The organism is Streptomyces sp. CA-146814 (assembly GCF_050942385.1).
GTDB lineage: Bacteria > Actinomycetota > Actinomycetes > Streptomycetales > Streptomycetaceae > Streptomyces.
Genome location: NZ_CP192068.1, coordinates 4,923,609 through 4,942,188, shown reverse-complemented (window position 1 = coordinate 4,942,188; position 18,580 = coordinate 4,923,609). Strand labels below are relative to the sequence as shown.

Below are 18,580 nucleotides of genomic sequence, written 5' to 3'. Positions count from 1 at the left end.
GGCTCCTGCCGAGGTGTGTCCCGGGGCCTGGCCCGTGGAGTGTTCCGTGGCGGTCTACGCGCCGGTCTCCTTGTCCGGTATGGGCAGGGGCCGCTTCTCGATCGCGGCGGCCATGATGTCTGGGAAGAGGTCCGGCGTACAGGCGAACGCGGGGGCGCCCAGCGCGCCGAGTGCTGCCGCGTGCTCGTGGTCGTAGGCCGGTGCTCCCTCGTCGGAGAGGGCCAGCAGCGTCACGAACTGCACGCCGGACGCCTTCATCGCCGCGACCCGCTTCAGCATCTCGTCGCGGATGCCGCCTTCGTACAGGTCGCTGATCAGGACGACCACGGTGTCGGCCGGCCGGGTGATCTGCGACTGGCAGTAGGCGAGCGCCCGGTTGATGTCGGTGCCGCCGCCGAGCTGGGTGCCGAAGAGGACGTCGACCGGGTCGTCGAGCTGGTCGGTGAGGTCGACGACCGCCGTGTCGAAGACGACGAGGCGGGTGGCGAGGGTGCGCATGGAGGCGAGGACCGCGCCGAAGACCGAGGCGTAGACGACGGAGGCCGCCATCGAGCCGGACTGGTCGATGCAGAGGATGACGTCCTTCTTCACGGACTGCGACGCGCGGCCGTAGCCGATGAGGCGCTCCGGGACGACCGTGCCGGTGTCCGGGCCGCCGTCCGTACCGGGGACGGTCAGGTAGTTCTTCAGGTTGGCGCGGATGGTGCGGTCCCAGTCGATGTCCCGGTGGCGCGGACGGCTGATCCGCGCGGAGCGGTCCAGCGCGCCGGTGAGCGTGGCCCGGGTGCGGCTCTCCAGCCGCTTCTCCAGGTCGTCGACGACCTTGCGGACGACGGCGCGCGCGGTCTCCTTGGTCGTCTCGGGCATGGCCTTGTTGAGCGAGAGCAGGGTGCCGACGAGATGGACGTCCGCCTCGACGGCCTCCAGCATCTCCGGCTCCAGGAGCAGCGCGGAGAGGCCGAGCCGGTCGATCGCGTCGCGCTGCATGACCTGGACGACGGAGCTGGGGAAGTACGTACGGATGTCGCCGAGCCAGCGGGCGACGGAGGGCGCCGACGCGCCGAGCCCGGCCGAACGTCCGCCGCCGCCCCGGCCGCCGGGCTTCTTCCCGCCGCCGCCTCCGTAGAGCGCGTCGAGCGCGCCGTCCATCGCGGCGTCCTGGCCGGTGAGGGTGCAGCCGGTGCTCTCCGCGCTGTCCCCGCCGAGCACCATGCGCCAGCGCCGCATCCGCTCGCCGTCGGCGGCGTGCGTGCGCTCGGTCCGTGTCTCCACCGTCTCCCCCGTTCGGTCATGGTCCTGTGTGGTGTGCCGGGTGGCGTGTGCGGTCATGCGGTCGCCTCCTCCGGTACGGGTGTTACGGCCGTTATGGGTGTCCGGTCCAGGAGCAGGTGCAGCACCTGCTCCACCGCGTCGGCCCGGTCGGTGTCGAGGCCGGGGCCGAAGCCCGGGTAGGCGTGGTCCGTGGCGGCGGGTCCGGCACCTTCGGGGACGGGGCCGCGCCGGACCAGCTCGCCGAGGGTGCGGCGTACGCCTGATTCGAAGGCGGAGAACGTACGGCGCAGGAGCGGCAGTACGTCGGTGAAGGTGTCGGCGGGCACGCCGGAGAGCCAGCCGTCGACCAACGCGAGCAGCCGCTCGTCGTGGACGAGGAGCATGCCGCCGCCGGAGGCTCCGCCGACGAACCCTTCGATCCAGGCCGCCGCGTCGGTGGGCGGGGTGCCGGGCGAGAGGGCCAGGCCCATGAGCCGGGCCGCCTCGTCCTCGGTGAGCCGTCCGTCGTCGAGCAGCAGCCGGGTGGCGCGGCCCCGGATGATCCCGGCGACGGTGTCGCGTCCGGCGAGCTTGCGCAGAACGGTGGCCCAGCGGTCGCGGAGGCCTTGGGCGGGGGTGGCGGCGGGCGTGGCGGCTTCGGCTTCGGCTTCGGCTTCGGCTTCGGCTTCGGCTTCGGCTTCGGCACGAGTGGTGTCGGTCTCGGCCTCCGCGGGAGTGGCGTCGGTCCCGGCGGGCCCGGTGCCTGCCGCGAGCAGGCCGATCGCGGTGTGCACGCCGTCCACCTGGCGGCGGAGCGCCTCGGCGCCGTCCGTGTCGAGGCCGGTGCAGGCCGGGGGCAGGCCGACGCAGATCCGCTCGGCGAGTCCGGCGGCGACCTCGGCGAGTGCGGCGGTGTCCGTGGAGCGCACGTCCCCGTAGCGCAGGGAACGGGCGAGGGCCGGAAGCGCGTCGGCGAGGTGGCCGACGTCGGCGTCGAGCGCGGCACGGTCGGCGAGGGCCTTCATCACGACCGGCAGCGCTTCGGTCAGACCGGCCAGCAGGCAGTGCTCGGCGAGCGCGGTGACCTCGGAGAGCGCGGTCGCCCCGAGGGCTTGGGACTCGGCCTTCGCCGTGGCGGCGGTCTCCACGGTGGTGCCCCACACCCCGGCCTCCGCGACCCGGACGTGCAGCTCCGGTTCCCAGCGCAGCCGCCAGCTCTCCCGGAAGGTGCCGGTGCTGCCGCGGCCCGCGGCCGGTTCGCCCCAGCCGATGCCGAGGAGGCGCAGCCGGTGCAGGAGGCGGCTCCTGGCGGCGTCGGTCTCCTTGCGCAGGTCGAGGCCGAGCTCCTTCTCCAGCGCTTCCGGCTTGAGGCGGAGGGTGCGCTGGGTGCGGGTCAGGTCGCGTTGGAGCGGGACCGCCGGGGCGCTGTCGGGCACCTCGCCGAGGGTCTCGCCGACGACGAGCCGGTCCTGGATGAGCGCGAGCGGTACGTCGGAGCCCTCGCACATCACGGCCCGTACCGCGTCGGTGGTCTCGCTCAGCCCCGCCAGCGGACGGCCCCGCATCGCGGCGAGCGTCTCGGCGAGCCGGACGGCCTCGATGACGTGGGCGGTGGAGACGGGCCGGTCCTCCTCGCGCAGCAGCCCGGCGACCTTCGTCATCCAGCGCTCGATCGGCCGGTCGGCGGCGCCGAAGAGGTGCCCGTACCACCCGGGTGAGTCGATCCCGGCACCGTAACCGCTGTGCCGCGCGAGGCGGCGGTGGGTCCACGGCACCCAGGTCATCTCGGCCTTGACCTTCGGAAGCCCCTTGAGGAGGGCGCGGTCGGCGGCGAGGGTCGTGCGGGCGGCGAGCGCGGGGACGTGCCAGGCGCCGCAGACGACGGCGAGGCCGTCCCCGAACTCCTTGCGCGCGGTGCGCAGTTGGATCCGCATGTACGCCTCGCGCACGGCGTCCCTGGGATGCCCGCCGTCCCCGTACGCCTCGCGCAGGGCCGTCATGGCCTCCGCGAGCGCGGCGAACGGCGCGAGGGCGTCGGCGGTGGCGTCGGCGGCCGGTGAGCGGTGCTCGACGACGTCCTCCCACCAGCGCTCGGGGTCGTCGTATCCGGCGGTCTCGGCGAGCGCGCGGATCGGATCCACGGCGGGGGCGACCTCCTCGTCCACCGGGGCCTCGGGGGCGGGTGCGGTCTCCTCGCCGTGGGGCTCCTTGAGGGCCAGGGAGTGTGTGGCGGGAAGGTCGATGAAGCGGACCGGGACGTCGTGGGCGAGGGCCCAGCGGATCGCCACCCACTCCGGCGAGAACTCGGCCAGCGGCCAGGAGGCGGCCCGCCCCGGATCGTCCACGGCATGGGCGAGCAGGGCGACGGGCGGCCGCATCTGCGGGTCCGCGGCGAGCGGCAGCAGCGCGTCGCCTTCGGGCGGCCCCTCGATGAGCACGGCGGCCGGGCGGGCGGCGTCGAGCGCGGCACGGACCGCGCGGGCGGAGCCGGGCCCGTGGTGCCGCACGCCCAGCAGCAGCGGCCCGGCGGCGAACGCGGTGGCCACGGCTCCGGCGGTGGCCTGGGTGCCGGTCATACGGAGACCTCGCGGCAGGCGCGGTAGAAGTCCTTCCAGCCGTCCCGCTCGCGCACCACGGTCTCCAGGTACTCCTGCCAGACCACGCGGTCCGCGGCCGGGTCCCGGACGACCGCGCCGAGGATGCCCGCCGCGACATCGCCGGGGCGCAGGATGCCGTCGCCGAAGTGGGCGGCGAGAGCGAGGCCGTTGGTGACGACGGAGATCGCCTCGGCCGTGGAGAGCGTGCCCGAGGGCGACTTGAGCTTGGTGCGGCCGTCGGTGGTGACGCCGTCGCGCAGCTCCCGGAAGACCGTCACCACGCGCCGGATCTCGGCGAGCCCCTCCGGGGCGGCGGGCAGGTCGAGCGAGCGGCCGATCTGGTCGACGCGCCGGGAGACGATGTCGACCTCGGCGTCGGGCGTCGCGGGCAGCGGCAGGACGACGGTGTTGAAGCGGCGGCGCAGCGCGCTGGAAAGCTCGTTGACGCCGCGGTCGCGGTCGTTGGCCGTGGCGATGACGTTGAAGCCGCGGACGGCCTGGACCTCCTGGCCGAGCTCCGGGATGGGCAGGGTCTTCTCGGAGAGGATCGTGATGAGCGAGTCCTGCACATCGGCGGGGATGCGGGTCAGCTCCTCGACACGGGCGGTCATGCCGTCGGACATGGCCCGCATGAGCGGGCTGGGCACCAGCGCGTCGCGGCTGGGGCCGTGGGCGAGCAGCTGGGCGTAGTTCCACCCGTAGCGGACGGCTTCCTCCGGGGTGCCGGCGGTGCCCTGCACGAGGAGCGTGGAGTCGCCGCTGACGGCGGCGGCCAGGTGCTCGGAGACCCAGGTCTTGGCGGTGCCGGGGACGCCGAGCAGGAGCAGCGCGCGGTCGGTGGCCAGGGTCGTCACGGCCACCTCGATCAGGCGGCGCGGGCCCACGTACTTGGGTGTGATCACCGTTCCGTCGGGCAGCGTCCCGCCTTGCAGATAGGTGGCGACGGCCCACGGGGAGAGGCGCCAACGGGCGGGCCTGGGCCGGTCGTCGGCGGCGGCGAGCGCCTTCAGCTCGTCGGCGAACGCGTCCTCGGCGTGCGGGCGCAGGGCCTCGGCGCCGGACGTCTCGCCGGACGCCCCTCCCTGCGCGGTGGTCGCGGTGGTGGTTTCGGGCACGGTCATGGATCCCCCTCCAGATCGTCGACTGATCGGTCGACCTGATGTGGTTCCACCGTGCACCATGCCACTGACAACGGGCCCTGAGCTGGGACTTCAGGGTCCTGACCGGTGGCCAGGACCCCGTGGCCAGGACCCTGTGGCCAGGCCTGCCCGGCCTCGGTCAGCCCACGATCGGCGAGACGGCCACGCAGCCGCCCGCCGTGAGCATGCCTTCGCCCTTCGCCTCCTTGATGACCTCGCCCTTGTACGTGATGCTGCAGGTGACGTCGGCGCCACCGGCCTCCAGCGCCATGGGCATGACGGCGGGCGGCATGATGCCGCGCAGCGTCACGGTCTTCTTCCACGGCAGGGTGGGCGAAGTGACGGTCTCCAGCTTCGGGTTCATGGCGTCGCCGCCTCCGCCGTGGAACGCGATCTCGTCGACGCTCGTGCCGGTCACCTCGTACGTGACCTCGTACGTCTCGTCCACGGACTTGTCGACCGCCTTGCCGACCGCCTCGTCCACCGACTCGGCCGAACAGGCGCCGAGAGCGAACACGAGGCCGGTGACGGCGAGGGCGCCGGCAGCCGCGCGCAGACGGCCGCCGGTGCGGTGGGTGTGCTTCATGTGGGACCCCCCTGGATCGGTCCGCGACCGGATCCCTTCCAGGCGCGGAGATCGCAGGAAAACGCAAAGGGCGAGTAAAGTCAAACGGACCGGCAGCCATCGAACGCCCAGGTCAAGGCGATTGTCAGTGGTGACGCCTACCGTCGTTGACATGCTGCTATCTCACGGGGGAGAACCCTTGCCCGCCACGGAACCGGTGGCGCGCTGGACGGTGGAGCAGGTGCTGTCCCTGGCTCCTGACGACGCATCACGCAAGGCGGGGAACAAGCTGGCCTCGGCCGGACACTGGTCGGGCACCGGCTTCGACGGATCGGGGGCGGTGTGGGGGCTGTGCAGGGGAAGCGGGAGCAAGCCGTACCAGACGGTGGTCGACACCACGGGGCCCGCGTACAAGTGCAGTTGCCCGAGCCGTAAGTTCCCGTGCAAGCACGCGCTGGGGCTGATGCTGCTCCGGGCCTCCGGCGACGGGTCCGTCCCACGGGGCGAGCCGGCGGACTGGGCCGCGCAGTGGCTGGAGGGCCGGCGGGGACGGGCGGAGGCCAAGCAGGCCAGGCAGGAGGCCGTCGCGAGCGGGGAGCCGGTCTCCGGCCCGGCCGACAGCGCGGCCGCCAGGAAGCGGGCGGAGCGGCGGGCCGAGCGGGTCACCTCGGGGGCGCAGGAGCTGGAGCAGCGCCTGACCGACCTGCTGCGCGGCGGGCTCGCGACCGCCGACCGCACGGGGTACACGCTGTGGGAGGAGACCGCCGCCCGCATGGTCGACGCGCAGGCGCCCGGACTGGCGGGCCGGGTCCGGGAGTTGGGGGCCATACCCGGCTCCGGTCCGGGCTGGCCGGTGCGGCTGCTGGAGGAGTGCGGTCTGCTCCATCTGCTGGACACGGCGTGGCTGGGCCGGGAGCGGCTGCCGGAGCCGATGGCCGCCACGGTGCGTACGCGGGTGGGGCTGCCCATGTCCGCCGAGGGCCCGCCGGTCCGCGACCGGTGGCTGGTCCTCGCGCAGTACGACACGCCGGACGGCCGGCTCACCACGCGGCGGATCTGGCTGTACGGGAGTGATTCCGGCCGCACGGCCCTGCTGCTCTCCTTCGGCGCGGCGGGCCGGGCCCCGGACCTCGCGCTGCCGGTGGGCATCACGATCGACGCCGAGCTGACGCCGTACCCGGGCGGCGGCCTCCGGGCCGACCTGGGGCGCCAGTTCCCCCCGCCCGCGCCGACGCCCGACACCCCGCCACCGCCGGGAAGCTCCACGGCGACGGCACTCGCCGCGTACGGAGAGGCGCTGCGGGGCGATCCGTGGCTCGACGCCTGGCCGGTCACCCTGCGGGACGTCATACCCGTGCCGTCGGAGGACGGCTGGCAACTGGCCGACGCGGAGAGCGAGTCCGCGCTGCCTCTCACTCAGGCGGCGCTGTCCCGGCCGGGCCTGTGGAAGCTCGTCGCGCTCTCCGGCGGCGCCCCGGTCACGGTCTTCGGCGAGCTGGGCCACCGGGGCTTCGAGCCGTACGCGGCGTGGGAGGCGCGCGGTGGAGGTGGAGTTGGGGGCACCTCGGACGGGACCGTGCGGCTCATCTGACCCGTACGGGGCAGCGGTCGGGCCACCGCGCCGACCGCCCGCGCCCGCCGCTTCCGCCCGTGTGGGCCGCCTGCCCTCCTGCCTGCCGCTGACGGCTACCGCCCACCACCCACCGCCGGGCACCCCCCGCCGGACACCCTCGCTCGATGACCTGAACGCCACAGAAGGGGACCCGATGCCTCCCACCACCACCGCAGCCCACCCCCTCGCCTCCCTCTCCTGGGAGGAGCTGGTCACCTCGGCCCTGCTCGGCACCGACCGCCGCCCGCCGGCCGCGCCCGGAGGCCCGGTACCGGCCGACGGCCCGGCCGCCCTGCTGGACGCCGCCGCGCTGCACACCGTGCGGCGGCGGGCCGGGCTGCTGCCCGCCGCGGCGGGGGCCAGGCCCGTGCCCGCGCCGCTCGACCCGCGCCCGCAGCTGCCCGAGGCCGCCCGGCACCGGCTCGGGCAGCTGCTCGCCGACCGGGCCGCGCCGAGCTCCTCCGGGCGGCGCGGGGCCGCGCCCGACCTCACCGAGCTCATCCCGCAGTGGCTGGCCACCGCCAACCGGCGCGGCTTCCGGCCTCCGGCCGCGCTGGTGCCGCCGCTGCTGGACGCGGCGCGGGCCCGCACCGACCTGCGGCCGCAGGCGCTCGCGTTCGCCGGGCCGCTCGGGCTGTGGCTGGCCGCGCTGAACCCCGAGTGGAAGTTCGCGCTGCGCGGTTCCGCCGGAGGCTCGCTCGTCCCCGACACCGACGATCCGGAGGCGGTGCGCCGGCTGTGGGACGAGGGACTGTTCGCGGAGCGGGTCGCGCTGCTCGACGCCGTACGGACGCGGGATCCGGCCGCCGCGCTCGCCCTGCTCACCACGACCTGGTCCACCGAGCGGGCCGAGGACCGGCTGATGTTCCTGGACTCCCTGCGGAACGGGCTCCGGGAAGGCGACGAGGAGTTCCTGGAGCAGGCGCTCGCCGACCGCAGCCGCAACGTGCGCGCCACGGCGGCCGAGCTGCTCTCCGCCCTGCCCGCGTCGGCCTTCGCCGGGCGGATGGCGGCCCGCGCGATGTCGTGCGTGAATCCCGACCGTACGGGGGCGGGTGCGTCCATCGCGGTGGAGGCGCCGCACGAGTGTGATGCCGGGATGCAACGCGACGGGGTGGCGGCCGTTCCGCCGACGGGCCGGGGTGAGCGGTCCTGGTGGCTCGGGCAGTTGGTGGAGGCCACGCCGCTCGGGGTCTGGCAGGAGCGGTTCGGCGGGCGCCCGGCGGCGGAGATCGTGGCGCTGCCGGTCGCCGACGACTGGGCGGGCGAGCTGCACGCCGCCTGGTGCCGGGCCGCGGTGCGCCAGCGCCACCCGGAGTGGGCGCGGGCCCTGCTGGGTGCGGCGGCGGCGCCTCCGGCCGGCTCGCCCGGCCCCGCGTCGATCGCCGAGCGGTCCAAGCTCCTGGCGGTGCTGTCAGAAGCCGAACGGGCGGACTGGGTGGCCGCGTTCATCGCCGCACACGGGCTGTCGGAGGCGTTCCAGCTGCTCGGGGTCTGCACGGTGCCGTGGACGGGCCCGCTCGGGCGCGCCGTGGTGGACGCGCTCGACATCGCGCGGGACGGCGGGAGTTACCCGTGGAGCTTCAGCGGGGTGATGGGCCTGGCCGAGCGCTGCCTGGACCCGGCCGAGGCCGACCGCCTGGAGGTCCTCACGGCCACCCCGGACGAGCAGGAGGGCGCGTCGCCGGGGGCGGGCGGCTACTGGGCGGAGGCGTTCCAGCGCCTGGTCTCCACGCTGCGGCTGCGCGCCGCGATGGAGGCGGAGCTGGCCACCTGACGCCCCGGCCCCAGGCTCCTGCCCCGGCCGCCACGCCCCGGGGCCGACAGCCGGGGCCCGCCTCCGGCCACGTACGCGGTACGCCCCCGCCCCCGCTCCCGGCCACGGACGCGGTACGGACCCCCGCTCCCCGCCGCGCACGCGGTACGGCCACGTACGCGCGTACGACCCCCGGCTCAGGCCTGCGCCGGCTGGCGGACGTTGGCGTTCACCCAGGTGACGATCTCGGTCGTCGTCGCGCCCGGCGTGAAGAGTTCCGCCACGCCCAGCTCCTTCAGCGGCGCGATGTCGTCCTCCGGGATGATCCCGCCACCGAACACCTTGATGTCCTCCGCCTCCCGCTCCTTCAACAGCTCGATCACCTTCGCGAACAGCGTGTTGTGCGCGCCGGAGAGGATCGAGAGGCCGATCGCGTCGGCGTCCTCCTGGATCGCGGTGTCGACGATCTGCTCAGGCGTCTGGTGGAGCCCCGTATAGATGACCTCCATACCGGCGTCCCGCAGCGCCCGCGCGATCACCTTGGCCCCGCGGTCATGGCCGTCGAGCCCCGGCTTGGCCACCACCACACGGATCGGACCGGTCACACCCATCACTGCCTCCACATGGTCTCCCGCGCCTGAAGGGCCGGGGATGTGAACGAACGTTATCCACAGCATCCCGCAAGCCGCCGTTTCGCGGCAGGCGGGGAGGGGGAAATCACACGTGGGACATGTTCGCCAGGCCCGGTCCCCGGAGAACCGCGGCAATCCGGCCGCGCGGGACACCCCCTGGAGAGCCGCTACGAGGTCGCCGTACCACCGCGCCGCCAGCCGCACGGCACGGTGGTACGGCCCGTCGCCGCCTCCCGGTGCTCACCGGTGCCCGCCCGTCCAGGAGGCCGCGATGAAGCCCCTCCCTCTCCCCTCCCTGCTGCCCCGCCGCCCCGGCCTGCCGGGCCCCCGGCTCTCCACCGCGCTGCTCGGCGCCACCGTGCTGGAGCTGATCGTCCTCACCGGCCACCTGGCCGCCTACCCCTTCGGCCTCACCCAGGAGCGCCGCACCCCGCACCGGCCGCCGCAAGCCGGCTCCCTGCCCGGCTCCCCCACCGCCGAACGGCCCGTCGTCCTGCTGCACGGGTTCATCGACAACCGCTCCGTCTTCGTCCTGCTGCGCCGCGCGCTCGCCCGCCACGGCCGCCGCCATCTGACGTCCCTCAACTACTCGCCGCTCACCCGCGACCTGCGCACCGCCGCCGAGCTGCTCGGCCGCCATGTGGAGGAGATCTGCGCCCGCACCGGGCAGCGCGAGGTCGACATCGTCGGGCACAGCCTCGGCGGCCTCATCGCCCGCTACTACGTCCAACGGCTCGGCGGCGACCACCGGGTGCGCACCCTCGTCACTCTCGGCACCCCGCACGGCGGCACCACCGTCGCGCCCGGAGCGGGCCTCCACCCCGTCGTGCGGCAGATGCGCCCCGGCTCCACCCTGATCGCGGAGCTGCGCCGTCCCGCACCCGGCTGCCGGACCCGGTTCGTCAGCTTCTGGAGCGAGCTGGACCAGGTGATGGTCCCGGTCGACACGGCCTGCGTCGACCATCCGGACCTCGACGCCGTCAACGTACGCGTCACCGGAATCGGCCATCTCGCGCTGCCGGTGCACCCGGCGGTCGCCGCCGCGGTCCATGAGGCTCTGGAGCCGACGGCCCATGCGGCTCTGGAACCACAGGAGGCCCGGGAGGGAACAGCACCCTCAACCGGAACGACCTCTGTCGCTTAAAATAGAACAGTTCTCGAACATAGGGCCAAGCCTCTGCCTGCCGTCCACCGAAAGGCGGCCGATTGCCCGTTTCCTGAGGACGCAAAACCTGCCGAAGATTGTCGTCCTCACATACTGCCGGGTACAGTCGCGGCCACTGCTTCCCCTTGGGACCCCCCTCACCGGGATCCCGAACAGTCCTGCTGCCGAGGCGAGAGAGAAGTTGGTGAACGACCAGCACCCCCACGCCGGGCCCGTCGGGTACGACACCCGATCGACCGGCAGCTTCGACACCGACCCGCTCTTCGGTTCCCTCCCCGGTGGTTCCGAGACCACGGATTACGCGGCTTCCGGTTACGACACCTCTTATGGTGCCCACAGCGGCTCGTACGATTCCTCCGCCTGGGACACGGGCGCGCAGCAGACCGTCACGTACGACGCGTACGCCGCTCCGACCCACACCGCCGACCCCCAGCAGTGGGACACCGGCCCGACACCGGTCTGGCAACAGCAGCCCACCGACCAGGACGGGTTCACCACGGCGGCGTACGGCGCGACCTCGTACGGCACCGGCGGCTACGAGACGGACGGCTACGGCACCGGCGCCTACGAGACGGACGGCTACGGCACCGGCGCCTACGCCACGTACGGCACGGGCACCGCGTACGCCACCGACGGCTCGTACGGCACAGACGCGTACGAGACCGGCACGCACGCCACGGGGACGTACGACACCGCCGCCTACGACACCGGCGCGTACGGAACGATCGGCGCCGACGAGACGGGCGCGTACGACGCCACCGCCTTCACCACCGGGGCGTACGACACGGGGACGTACGACACCGGCGCCTACGACGCGACCGCCTGGAACTCCGGCGCCACGCCCGAGGACGCCGCGTACGAACCCGAACAGACTTCGCATCAGCCGTACGAACAGCAGACGCCCGAAGACGAGTTCGGCACCACCGAATTCGCCGTCCTCGAAGAAGCCGACCACGCGACCGGCCTCGCTCCGGAAGCCGCCACCCCCGACGGCGACGGCAGCGATGGCGACACCCCCGAAGCCCCCCCGCTCTCCGTCGACCGCACCGTCGTCCGCGCCCCCGCCCCGCGCAGCCGGGCCCGCCGCAGGAGCCCCGCCAAGCGGTCCGCCCTCCTGACCGTCGCGGTCCCCTCCGCCTGCGTGATGAGCGTCGCCGGTATCGCGGCCGCCTCCGTCAGCGGGATCAGCGACGAGGAGAAGCCGGAGAAGACCGCCTCGCTGGCCGTCGCCGATCCGAGCACGGTCAAGGCGGTCGCCGCGAACAACAAGCTCGACAGCCAGCTGGAGCAGCTCTCCGAGGGCAGCGACGACTTCCGCCAGCGCGCCAGCCGTACGCAGGAGCGCATCGACCTCAAGCAGCGGCAGGCCGAGGAGAAGAAGAAGCGCGAGGAGGAGGCCGCACGCCGCGAGGCGCTGCGCCCCAAGTTCGTCCTGCCGGTCAAGCAGCACGGGCTGAGCGCCTACTACGGCCAGGCGGGCGTCAACTGGATGTCCGTGCACACGGGCATCGACTTCCCCGTCGGCTACGGCTCCCCGGTGATGGCCGCGACCGACGGCACCGTCCGCACGCAGTACAACAGCGCCTACGGCAACATGGCGATCGTGACGATGGCCGACGGTACGGAGACCTGGTACTGCCACCTCAGCAGCACCAAGATCCGCTCCGGCCCGGTGAAGGCCGGCGACGTCATCGCGTACGCGGGCAGCTCCGGCAACTCCACCGGCCCGCACCTGCACTTCGAGGTGCGGCCGGGCGGCGGGGCCTCGGTGGACCCGCTGGCGTGGCTGCGCAGCCACGGCGTCGAGCCGACCTGACGGAACCGGAACGCGCGTAAGCAACGGGAGAGGGGCGGGACGGCTGCGATCAGCCGTCCCGCCCCTCTCCCGTAACGTCGTCGGCTCTACAGCTTCTCGACTACGGCTTCCCGACTACAGCTTCTCGACCGGCGCGTACCGCAGGAGCAGCTTCTTCGGGCGCTCGTCGCCGAAGTCGACCGTCGCCTTGGCCTGGTCGCCGATGCCTTCGACGGCCGTCACCGTGCCGAGCCCGAACTGGTCGTGCGTGACCCGGTCGCCGACCACCAGCGTGACCGTCGGCTTCTCCGTCGAGCGCCGGGTCGCGAAGCCCGACGGGCCGGAGCGGGCGCGCGAGGAGGAGAGCGAGGACGTGATGCCCGAGGTGGGTCCGGCCGGGGCAGCCATCGGGCCCTTGCGCTTCCACTCCAGGTGCGCTTCCGGGATCTCCTCCAGGAACCGCGAGGGCGGGTTGTACGAGGGCTGGCCCCAGGCGCTGCGCATGGCGGCCCGGGTGAGGTAGAGCCGCTCGCGGGCGCGGGTGATGCCGACGTACGCCAGGCGGCGCTCCTCCTCCAGCTCCTTGGTCTGGCCGAGGGCCCGCATGTGCGGGAAGACGCCGTCCTCCAGGCCGGTGAGGAAGACGACCGGGAACTCCAGGCCCTTCGCCGTGTGCAGCGTCATCAGCGTGATGACGCCGGAGCCGTCCTCGTCCTCGTCGGGGATCTGGTCGGAGTCGGCGACCAGCGCGACCTTCTCCAGGAACTCCGCGAGCGTGCCGCTGCCCTCGTCCTCTCCGCGCTCCTGCTCGAACTCCAGGGCCACGGCGGCGAGTTCCTGGAGGTTCTCGATACGGGTCTCGTCCTGCGGGTCGGTGGAGGCCTGGAGCTCGGCGAGATAGCCCGTGCGCTCCAGCACCGCTTCCAGCACGACGGCGGGCCCGGCGCCGGACTCGACGATCGTGCGGAGCTCCTCCATCAGCGTGTTGAACCGCTTGACGGCGTTGGAGGAGCGGGCCGCCATGCCGTACGCCTCGTCGACGCGGCGCAGCGCCTGCGGGAAGGAGATCTTCTCGCGCATCGACAGGGCGTCGATCATCGCCTCGGCGCGGTCGCCGATGCCGCGCTTGGGCACGTTGAGGATGCGGCGCAGCGGGACGGTGTCCTCGGGGTTGGCGAGGACGCGGAGGTAGGCCAGGACGTCCCGGACCTCCTTGCGCTCGTAGAAGCGCACGCCGCCGACGACCTTGTAGGGCAGGCCGACGCGGATGAAGATCTCTTCGAAGACACGGGACTGGGCGTTGGTGCGGTAGAAGACGGCGACGTCGCCCGCCTTGGCGTCGCCCTTGTCGGTGAGCCGGTCGATCTCCTCGGCGACGAACTGCGCCTCGTCGTGCTCGGTGTCTGCGACATAGCCGGTGATGCGGGCGCCGGATCCGGCGTTGGTCCACAGGTTCTTCGGGCGGCGGCTCTCGTTGCGCTCGATGACCGCGTTGGCGGCGGAGAGGATCGTCTGCGTGGAGCGGTAGTTCTGCTCCAGGAGGATCGTCTTCGCGTTGGGATAGTCCTCCTCGAACTGGAGGATGTTACGGATGGTGGCGCCGCGGAAGGCGTAGATCGACTGGTCCGCGTCACCGACGACACACAGCTCGGCCGGGGCGTCGGCGGCCTCTCCGGACGGGCCGACCAGCTCCCGTACCAGGGTGTACTGGGCGTGGTTGGTGTCCTGGTACTCGTCGACCAGGACGTGGCGGAAGCGGCGGCGGTAGTGCTCGGCGACGTCCGGGAAGGCCTGGAGGAGGTGGACCGTCGTCATGATGATGTCGTCGAAGTCCAGCGCGTTGGCCTCGCGCAGGCGGGCCTGGTAGAGCGCGTACGCCTGGGCCAGGGTCTTCTCGAAGCCGTCGGCGGCCTGCCCGGCGAAGGTCTCCTCGTCGATGAGCTCGTTCTTGAGGTTGGAGACCTTGGCGGTGAAGGACTTCGGCGGGTAGCGCTTGGGGTCCAGGTCGAGATCGCGGCAGACCAGGGCCATGAGGCGCTTGGAGTCGGCGGCGTCGTAGATCGAGAACGACGAGGTGAAGCCGAGCTTCTTCGACTCGCGGCGCAGGATGCGGACGCACGCGCTGTGGAAGGTCATGACCCACATGGCGTTGGCGCGCGGGCCGACGAGCTGCTCGACGCGCTCCTTCATCTCGCCCGCGGCCTTGTTGGTGAAGGTGATCGCGAGGATCTGCCCCGGGTGCACGCCGCGCTCGGCCAGCAGGTGGGCGATGCGGTGGGTGAGCACCCGGGTCTTGCCGGAGCCGGCCCCGGCGACGATGAGCAGCGGGGACCCGGCGTGCACGACGGCGGCGCGCTGCTCGGTGTTCAGCCCGTCGAGCAGCGCGGCGGAGTCGATCACCGGGCGCGGGTGGCCGTCGCGGTAATACCCGTCCCGGGGCGGCGGGGGCGCGTCGTAGACGCCCTCGAAGAGCCCCTCCGGCACCGCTTCGGGTGCGTGGTCCTCGGGGGGCGGCGGCGGGCCGTCCTCCGCGGACTGGAGGCCGGTCAGGAAGTTGTCGTCAAAGAGGCTGCTCATCGCCTCCCGAGTCTAGGCGGCCGCACTGACAACCTTCCGCCGAAGGCCGGAAGCGGCCCGGAAGGGACCGTTCCCGGCCGTACGCACGGAGAGCGGACGTCCACGTTCCGTGAAGGAACGCCCGGTCGGAGGGGGTGCGGGGCCGCGGATCCGGAAAGGTCACGAAAATGTATCGGGCATATCGCTCATCCTCCTTCCCAGCGGTGCCACCGGTTGGCTAGCGTGCTCGGTCAGGTGATCCGTAATCTCCCTGAGACGAACCGCGTCTCACGGTCACCTCTGCCGAATCCGTGCTGCCCTCCCAGCAGTTCGGAACCGGGGACCCACACGCACAACCGGGGTGAATCGGTCCGTACCCTCGCACAACGGACCGTAGGACAGCCTTCCGTTCCGTCCGAACCCGACAGCTAACCCGGTAGGCGGTCCACGGAAGGAGATGCCGGTCTTGGCATCGCATCGCAAGCCGCGCACGAAGGTGCGCACGACCACCCCTGCCGTCGGGTTCACGACGGCCGCGCTGGCTTCTGTGACGCTGCTCTCCACGCAGAGCGCGACCGCGGCCCCCGCCGAGCCCAAGCCGGCCATCGAGGACGTGCAGAAGAAGGTCGACGAGCTCTACCGGCAGGCGGGCAGCGCGACCCAGCAGTACAACCGGGCGAAGGCCGCCTCCACCGCCCAGCGCACCAAGGTCGACACGCTGCTCTCCGACGTGGCGAAGCGGACCGAGAGGATCAACGAGGCCCGCCGGGAGCTGGGCGCCTTTGCGGCCGAGCAGTACCGCACCGGCGGCATCGCGCCGACCGCCACCTTCTTCCTGGCGGACGATCCGCAGGCGTACTTCGACCAGAGCCGGCTGATGAGCCGGTCGACGGAGCGGCAGCAGAAGGCCGTCGACGACTTCCGTACGCAGCAGGCCGCGGCGTCGAAGAAGCGCGCGGAGGCCGTGCAGAGCCTGGAGTCGCTCACCGAGGCGCAGACCACGCTCCGCTCCAGCAAGCAGAAGGTGCAGACGAAGCTCACCGAGGCCCGGTCCCTGCTCGCGCAGCTGACCGCCGAGGAGAAGGCGCGGCTGGCGGAGCTGGAGCGCAAGAAGGAGGCCGAGGCCAAGGAGAAGGCCGAGCGCCTCGCCGCCCGCCAGGCCGCCGAGGCCAAGGAGCGCGAGGCGGCGGAGAAGAAAGCGCGCGAGGAGGCCGCGAAGGAGTCCGGCGGAGACAGCGACTCGGGTTCCGGATCCGGCTCCGGATCCGGCTCCGGCAGCGGTACGGGAACGAGTCCGGGGTCCGGTACGGGTACGGGCACCGGGGTCGGCAGCGGTTACGCCGCCAAGGCCGAAAAGGTGCTGGCCTTCGCGCGCGCCCAGATCGGGAAGCCGTACGTGTGGGGGGCGTCGGGCCCGTCCTCGTACGACTGCTCGGGGCTGACCCTGGCGGCCTGGCGGGAGGCCGGCGTCACGCTGCCCCGGACCACCTGGGACCAGGTGAAGGTGGGCACGCGGGTCGCCACGTCCGACCTCCAGCCCGGGGACCTGGTCTTCTTCTACGACGACATCAGCCACGTCGGCATCTACAAGGGCGACGGGATGATGATCCACTCACCGAAGCCGGGAGCGAACGTCCGCGAGGAGTCGATCTACTCCATGCCGATCTACGGTAGCGTGCGTCCGGCGTAGCGCCGGGGCGGGGGTGGCTGCCCGAGCGGCGGCCGCCCCCGAGTGGGTCTCAGGTCCAGAGCGTCAGGTCCAGAGCACGGCGATGAAGATGTTGGCGACCGTCAGTCCGCCGACCGCCGCGAACGCGCCCTTCCCGACCTTCTCGTCGTCCCGCTTGACGTAGACGAGCGCGAGGATGACGACGAGGAGCGCCAGCTTCACGCCGATCTTGATGTTGTTCACCGTCTGGTCGTCGGCCTGGTTGAGCCCGACCAGCGCGACGCCGGTGACCAGCATGGTCAGCGCGCCGTGCAGCATGGCCGGGACGAAGCGTGCGGTGCCCGCGCCCATCGCCTTCATCTGCGTCAGGAAGCCGCCCAGCAGGGAGGCGATGCCGATGATGTGCAGCGCGACGAAGACGCCGATCAGTGCGTTCATGGTCCGGAGCCTAGCCATGGCCAAACCTTTACCCGGCAGTGAGGCAAGCCTTTCTTGACGCCTTCGCCGGAACTGTGTGCTCTCCGCCCGAACCTGCCGGAATGATCACTTCCGGATCTGCTTCTACGGTCATCCGTCGGCGCCGAAGCGTCACATGCGGGCAATAGCTGTCATGGCGACCCTTTTCCGTGCGCCCGGCATAGCGTCCTTGCCGGACCTGCCGGTATCCCCCGGCGGGCAGCCGACAGGAAGGACGCCGCTCCCGTGGCCGCGCACCGGAAATCCGCTCACCGGAAACCCAAGCAGCGCCCGTTCTCCGGCCCTGCTGCCCGCACCGCCGCCACCCTGGCGCTCGCCGGGGCCGCCACCGCCACCTCGGCCACCGAGGCCGGCGCCGCACCCGCCGAGCCCGCACCCACCGCCGCCCAGGTCCGGGCCAAGGTCGACCGGCTCTACCACGACGCCGAGGTCGCCACCGAGAAGTACAACGGGGCGAAGGAGAAGGAGACGGCCGCCAGGAAGGCCGTCGACACCCTGGCCGACGAGGCCGCCCGCCGCACCGACCGCCTCAACACGGCCCGCCACACGCTCGGTTCGATGGCCACCGCCCAGTACCGCACCGGCGCCCTCGACCCCGCCGTACAGCTGGCGCTCTCCTCGGACCCCGACAGCTACCTGGAGCGCGCCGCCCACCTCGACCGGGCCGGTGACCGGCAGGCAAGCCTGCTCAGCGGGATCCGGCGCCAGCTCTCCGGCATCGCCCGGGTCAAGGCCCGCGCCGACCGGGAGACCGAGGCGCTCGCCGCCCGCCGCGCCGAACTGCGAGAACACCGCACCGCCATCCACACCAAGCTGGCCGACGCCCGCAGGCTCCTGGCCACCCTCACCGCCGAGGAGCGCGCCGCGTACGAGCGCGCCGCCGACGCGGCCCACGGCGGCGGCCCGGCGACCTCCGCCGACCGGGCCGGCGCGGGCACCCAGGCCGACCGCTCCACCGCCCACGCCGACCGCTCGGCCCCACGCTCCCCGGTCGCCGCGCCCAACTCCCGCGCGGCCAGGGCCGTCTCCTTCGCGCACGGCGCGATCGGCAAGCCGTACGTCTGGGGCGCGACCGGCCCCAACGCCTTCGACTGCTCCGGGCTGACCCAGGCGGCCTGGCAGGCGGCGGGCGTCAGCCTGCCCCGCACCACCTACACCCAGATCAACGCCGGCCAGCGGGTCTCCCGCTCCGAACTGGCCCCCGGCGACCTGGTGTTCTTCTACTCCGGGATCAGCCACGTCGGCCTCTACATCGGCGGCGGCCAGATGATCCACGCCCCGCGCCCCGGCGCCCCGGTACGGATCGCGCCCATCGATCAGATGCCTTTCGCGGGGGCGACCCGGGTGGCATAGTCCCCCGCGCCGA

13 protein-coding genes and 1 riboswitch are annotated in these 18,580 nt (G+C 73.0%); of the genes, 6 read left to right on the top strand and 7 right to left on the bottom strand.

Translation table 11 applies throughout. The features are described from left to right. Positions 1-54 precede the first annotated feature (54 nt). The 4 genes from ACQP09_RS22245 to ACQP09_RS22230 form a co-directional block, all read right to left on the bottom strand. Entirely contained in the window at positions 55-1,329 is a 1,275-nt protein-coding gene (locus tag ACQP09_RS22245; protein WP_433402207.1) for a VWA domain-containing protein, read from the bottom strand. After that, entirely contained in the window at positions 1,326-3,827 is a 2,502-nt protein-coding gene (locus ACQP09_RS22240) for a DUF5682 family protein (protein WP_433402205.1), read from the bottom strand. The genes ACQP09_RS22245 and ACQP09_RS22240 overlap by 4 nt, the downstream gene beginning before the upstream one ends. Beyond that, on the bottom strand, positions 3,824-4,969 hold the full coding sequence (locus ACQP09_RS22235) for an ATP-binding protein (RefSeq protein ID WP_433402203.1): 1,146 nt from the start codon (positions 4,967-4,969) through the stop codon (positions 3,824-3,826). Before ACQP09_RS22235 ends, ACQP09_RS22240 begins: the two co-directional genes overlap by 4 nt. Positions 4,970-5,126: 157 nt before the next feature. After that, positions 5,127-5,573, bottom strand: coding sequence for an MmpS family transport accessory protein (locus ACQP09_RS22230; protein WP_433402201.1), 447 nt, complete (start codon positions 5,571-5,573; stop codon positions 5,127-5,129). Positions 5,574-5,724: 151 nt separating this feature from the next. Between ACQP09_RS22230 and ACQP09_RS22225 the strand changes: the two genes are divergently transcribed. Then, positions 5,725-7,143 (top strand): SWIM zinc finger family protein, encoded by a 1,419-nt coding sequence (locus ACQP09_RS22225; protein ID WP_433402199.1) that lies wholly within the window; start codon positions 5,725-5,727, stop codon positions 7,141-7,143. 175 nt (positions 7,144-7,318) lie between these two features. Continuing rightward, positions 7,319-8,941, top strand: coding sequence for a DUF5691 domain-containing protein (locus ACQP09_RS22220; RefSeq protein ID WP_433402197.1), 1,623 nt, complete (start codon positions 7,319-7,321; stop codon positions 8,939-8,941). Positions 8,942-9,117: 176 nt separating this feature from the next. Here the strand turns inward: ACQP09_RS22220 and ACQP09_RS22215 are convergent, their stop codons facing one another. After that, on the bottom strand, positions 9,118-9,531 hold the full coding sequence (locus ACQP09_RS22215; RefSeq protein ID WP_073877772.1) for a cobalamin B12-binding domain-containing protein: 414 nt from the start codon (positions 9,529-9,531) through the stop codon (positions 9,118-9,120). A gap of 292 nt (positions 9,532-9,823) precedes the next feature. Between ACQP09_RS22215 and ACQP09_RS22210 the strand changes: the two genes are divergently transcribed. Both ACQP09_RS22210 and ACQP09_RS22205 read left to right on the top strand, forming a co-directional pair. Next, positions 9,824-10,696 (top strand): lipase family alpha/beta hydrolase, encoded by an 873-nt coding sequence (locus ACQP09_RS22210; RefSeq protein WP_433402195.1) that lies wholly within the window; start codon positions 9,824-9,826, stop codon positions 10,694-10,696. A gap of 205 nt (positions 10,697-10,901) precedes the next feature. Then, on the top strand, positions 10,902-12,533 hold the full coding sequence (locus ACQP09_RS22205) for a peptidoglycan DD-metalloendopeptidase family protein (RefSeq protein ID WP_433402194.1): 1,632 nt from the start codon (positions 10,902-10,904) through the stop codon (positions 12,531-12,533). Positions 12,534-12,647: 114 nt separating this feature from the next. On the opposite strand, the gene pcrA is transcribed toward ACQP09_RS22205, so the two are convergent. Continuing rightward, entirely contained in the window at positions 12,648-15,089 is a 2,442-nt protein-coding gene (pcrA, locus tag ACQP09_RS22200; protein WP_433402192.1) for a DNA helicase PcrA, read from the bottom strand. Positions 15,090-15,359: 270 nt separating this feature from the next. After that, a riboswitch (cyclic di-AMP (ydaO/yuaA leader) is annotated at positions 15,360-15,527 on the top strand. Between pcrA and ACQP09_RS22195 the strand changes: the two genes are divergently transcribed. After that, the gene (locus ACQP09_RS22195; protein WP_433402190.1) at positions 15,526-16,758 is read left to right on the top strand and encodes an NlpC/P60 family protein; all 1,233 of its coding nucleotides are present in this window, start codon (positions 15,526-15,528) and stop codon (positions 16,756-16,758) included. (Overlaps the previous riboswitch by 2 nt.) 63 nt (positions 16,759-16,821) lie before the next feature. Here ACQP09_RS22195 and ACQP09_RS22190 read toward each other — a convergent pair whose 3' ends face one another. Beyond that, the gene (locus tag ACQP09_RS22190; protein WP_433402188.1) at positions 16,822-17,175 is read right to left on the bottom strand and encodes a hypothetical protein; all 354 of its coding nucleotides are present in this window, start codon (positions 17,173-17,175) and stop codon (positions 16,822-16,824) included. A 264-nt stretch (positions 17,176-17,439) separates the two neighbouring features. Here ACQP09_RS22190 and ACQP09_RS22185 point away from each other — a divergent pair, with 264 nt between their 5' ends. Continuing rightward, positions 17,440-18,567: an NlpC/P60 family protein gene (locus tag ACQP09_RS22185; RefSeq protein WP_433402186.1), complete on the top strand. Its 1,128-nt coding sequence runs from the start codon at positions 17,440-17,442 to the stop codon at positions 18,565-18,567. Positions 18,568-18,580 lie beyond the last annotated feature (13 nt).

Bases quoted from the DNA above. Each gene is read 5' to 3' on its own strand.
- ACQP09_RS22245 (WP_433402207.1), bottom strand. From the start codon at position 1,329: ATGACCGCACACGCCACCCGGCACACCACACAGGACCATGACCGAACG.
- ACQP09_RS22240 (WP_433402205.1), bottom strand. From the start codon at position 3,827: ATGACCGGCACCCAGGCCACCGCCGGAGCCGTGGCCACCGCGTTCGCC.
- ACQP09_RS22235 (WP_433402203.1), bottom strand. From the start codon at position 4,969: ATGACCGTGCCCGAAACCACCACCGCGACCACCGCGCAGGGAGGGGCG.
- ACQP09_RS22230 (WP_433402201.1), bottom strand. From the start codon at position 5,573: ATGAAGCACACCCACCGCACCGGCGGCCGTCTGCGCGCGGCTGCCGGC.
- ACQP09_RS22225 (WP_433402199.1), top strand. From the start codon at position 5,725: ATGCTGCTATCTCACGGGGGAGAACCCTTGCCCGCCACGGAACCGGTG.
- ACQP09_RS22220 (WP_433402197.1), top strand. From the start codon at position 7,319: ATGCCTCCCACCACCACCGCAGCCCACCCCCTCGCCTCCCTCTCCTGG.
- ACQP09_RS22215 (WP_073877772.1), bottom strand. From the start codon at position 9,531: ATGGGTGTGACCGGTCCGATCCGTGTGGTGGTGGCCAAGCCGGGGCTC.
- ACQP09_RS22210 (WP_433402195.1), top strand. From the start codon at position 9,824: ATGAAGCCCCTCCCTCTCCCCTCCCTGCTGCCCCGCCGCCCCGGCCTG.
- pcrA (WP_433402192.1), bottom strand. From the start codon at position 15,089: ATGAGCAGCCTCTTTGACGACAACTTCCTGACCGGCCTCCAGTCCGCG.
- ACQP09_RS22195 (WP_433402190.1), top strand. From the start codon at position 15,526: ATGCCGGTCTTGGCATCGCATCGCAAGCCGCGCACGAAGGTGCGCACG.
- ACQP09_RS22190 (WP_433402188.1), bottom strand. From the start codon at position 17,175: ATGAACGCACTGATCGGCGTCTTCGTCGCGCTGCACATCATCGGCATC.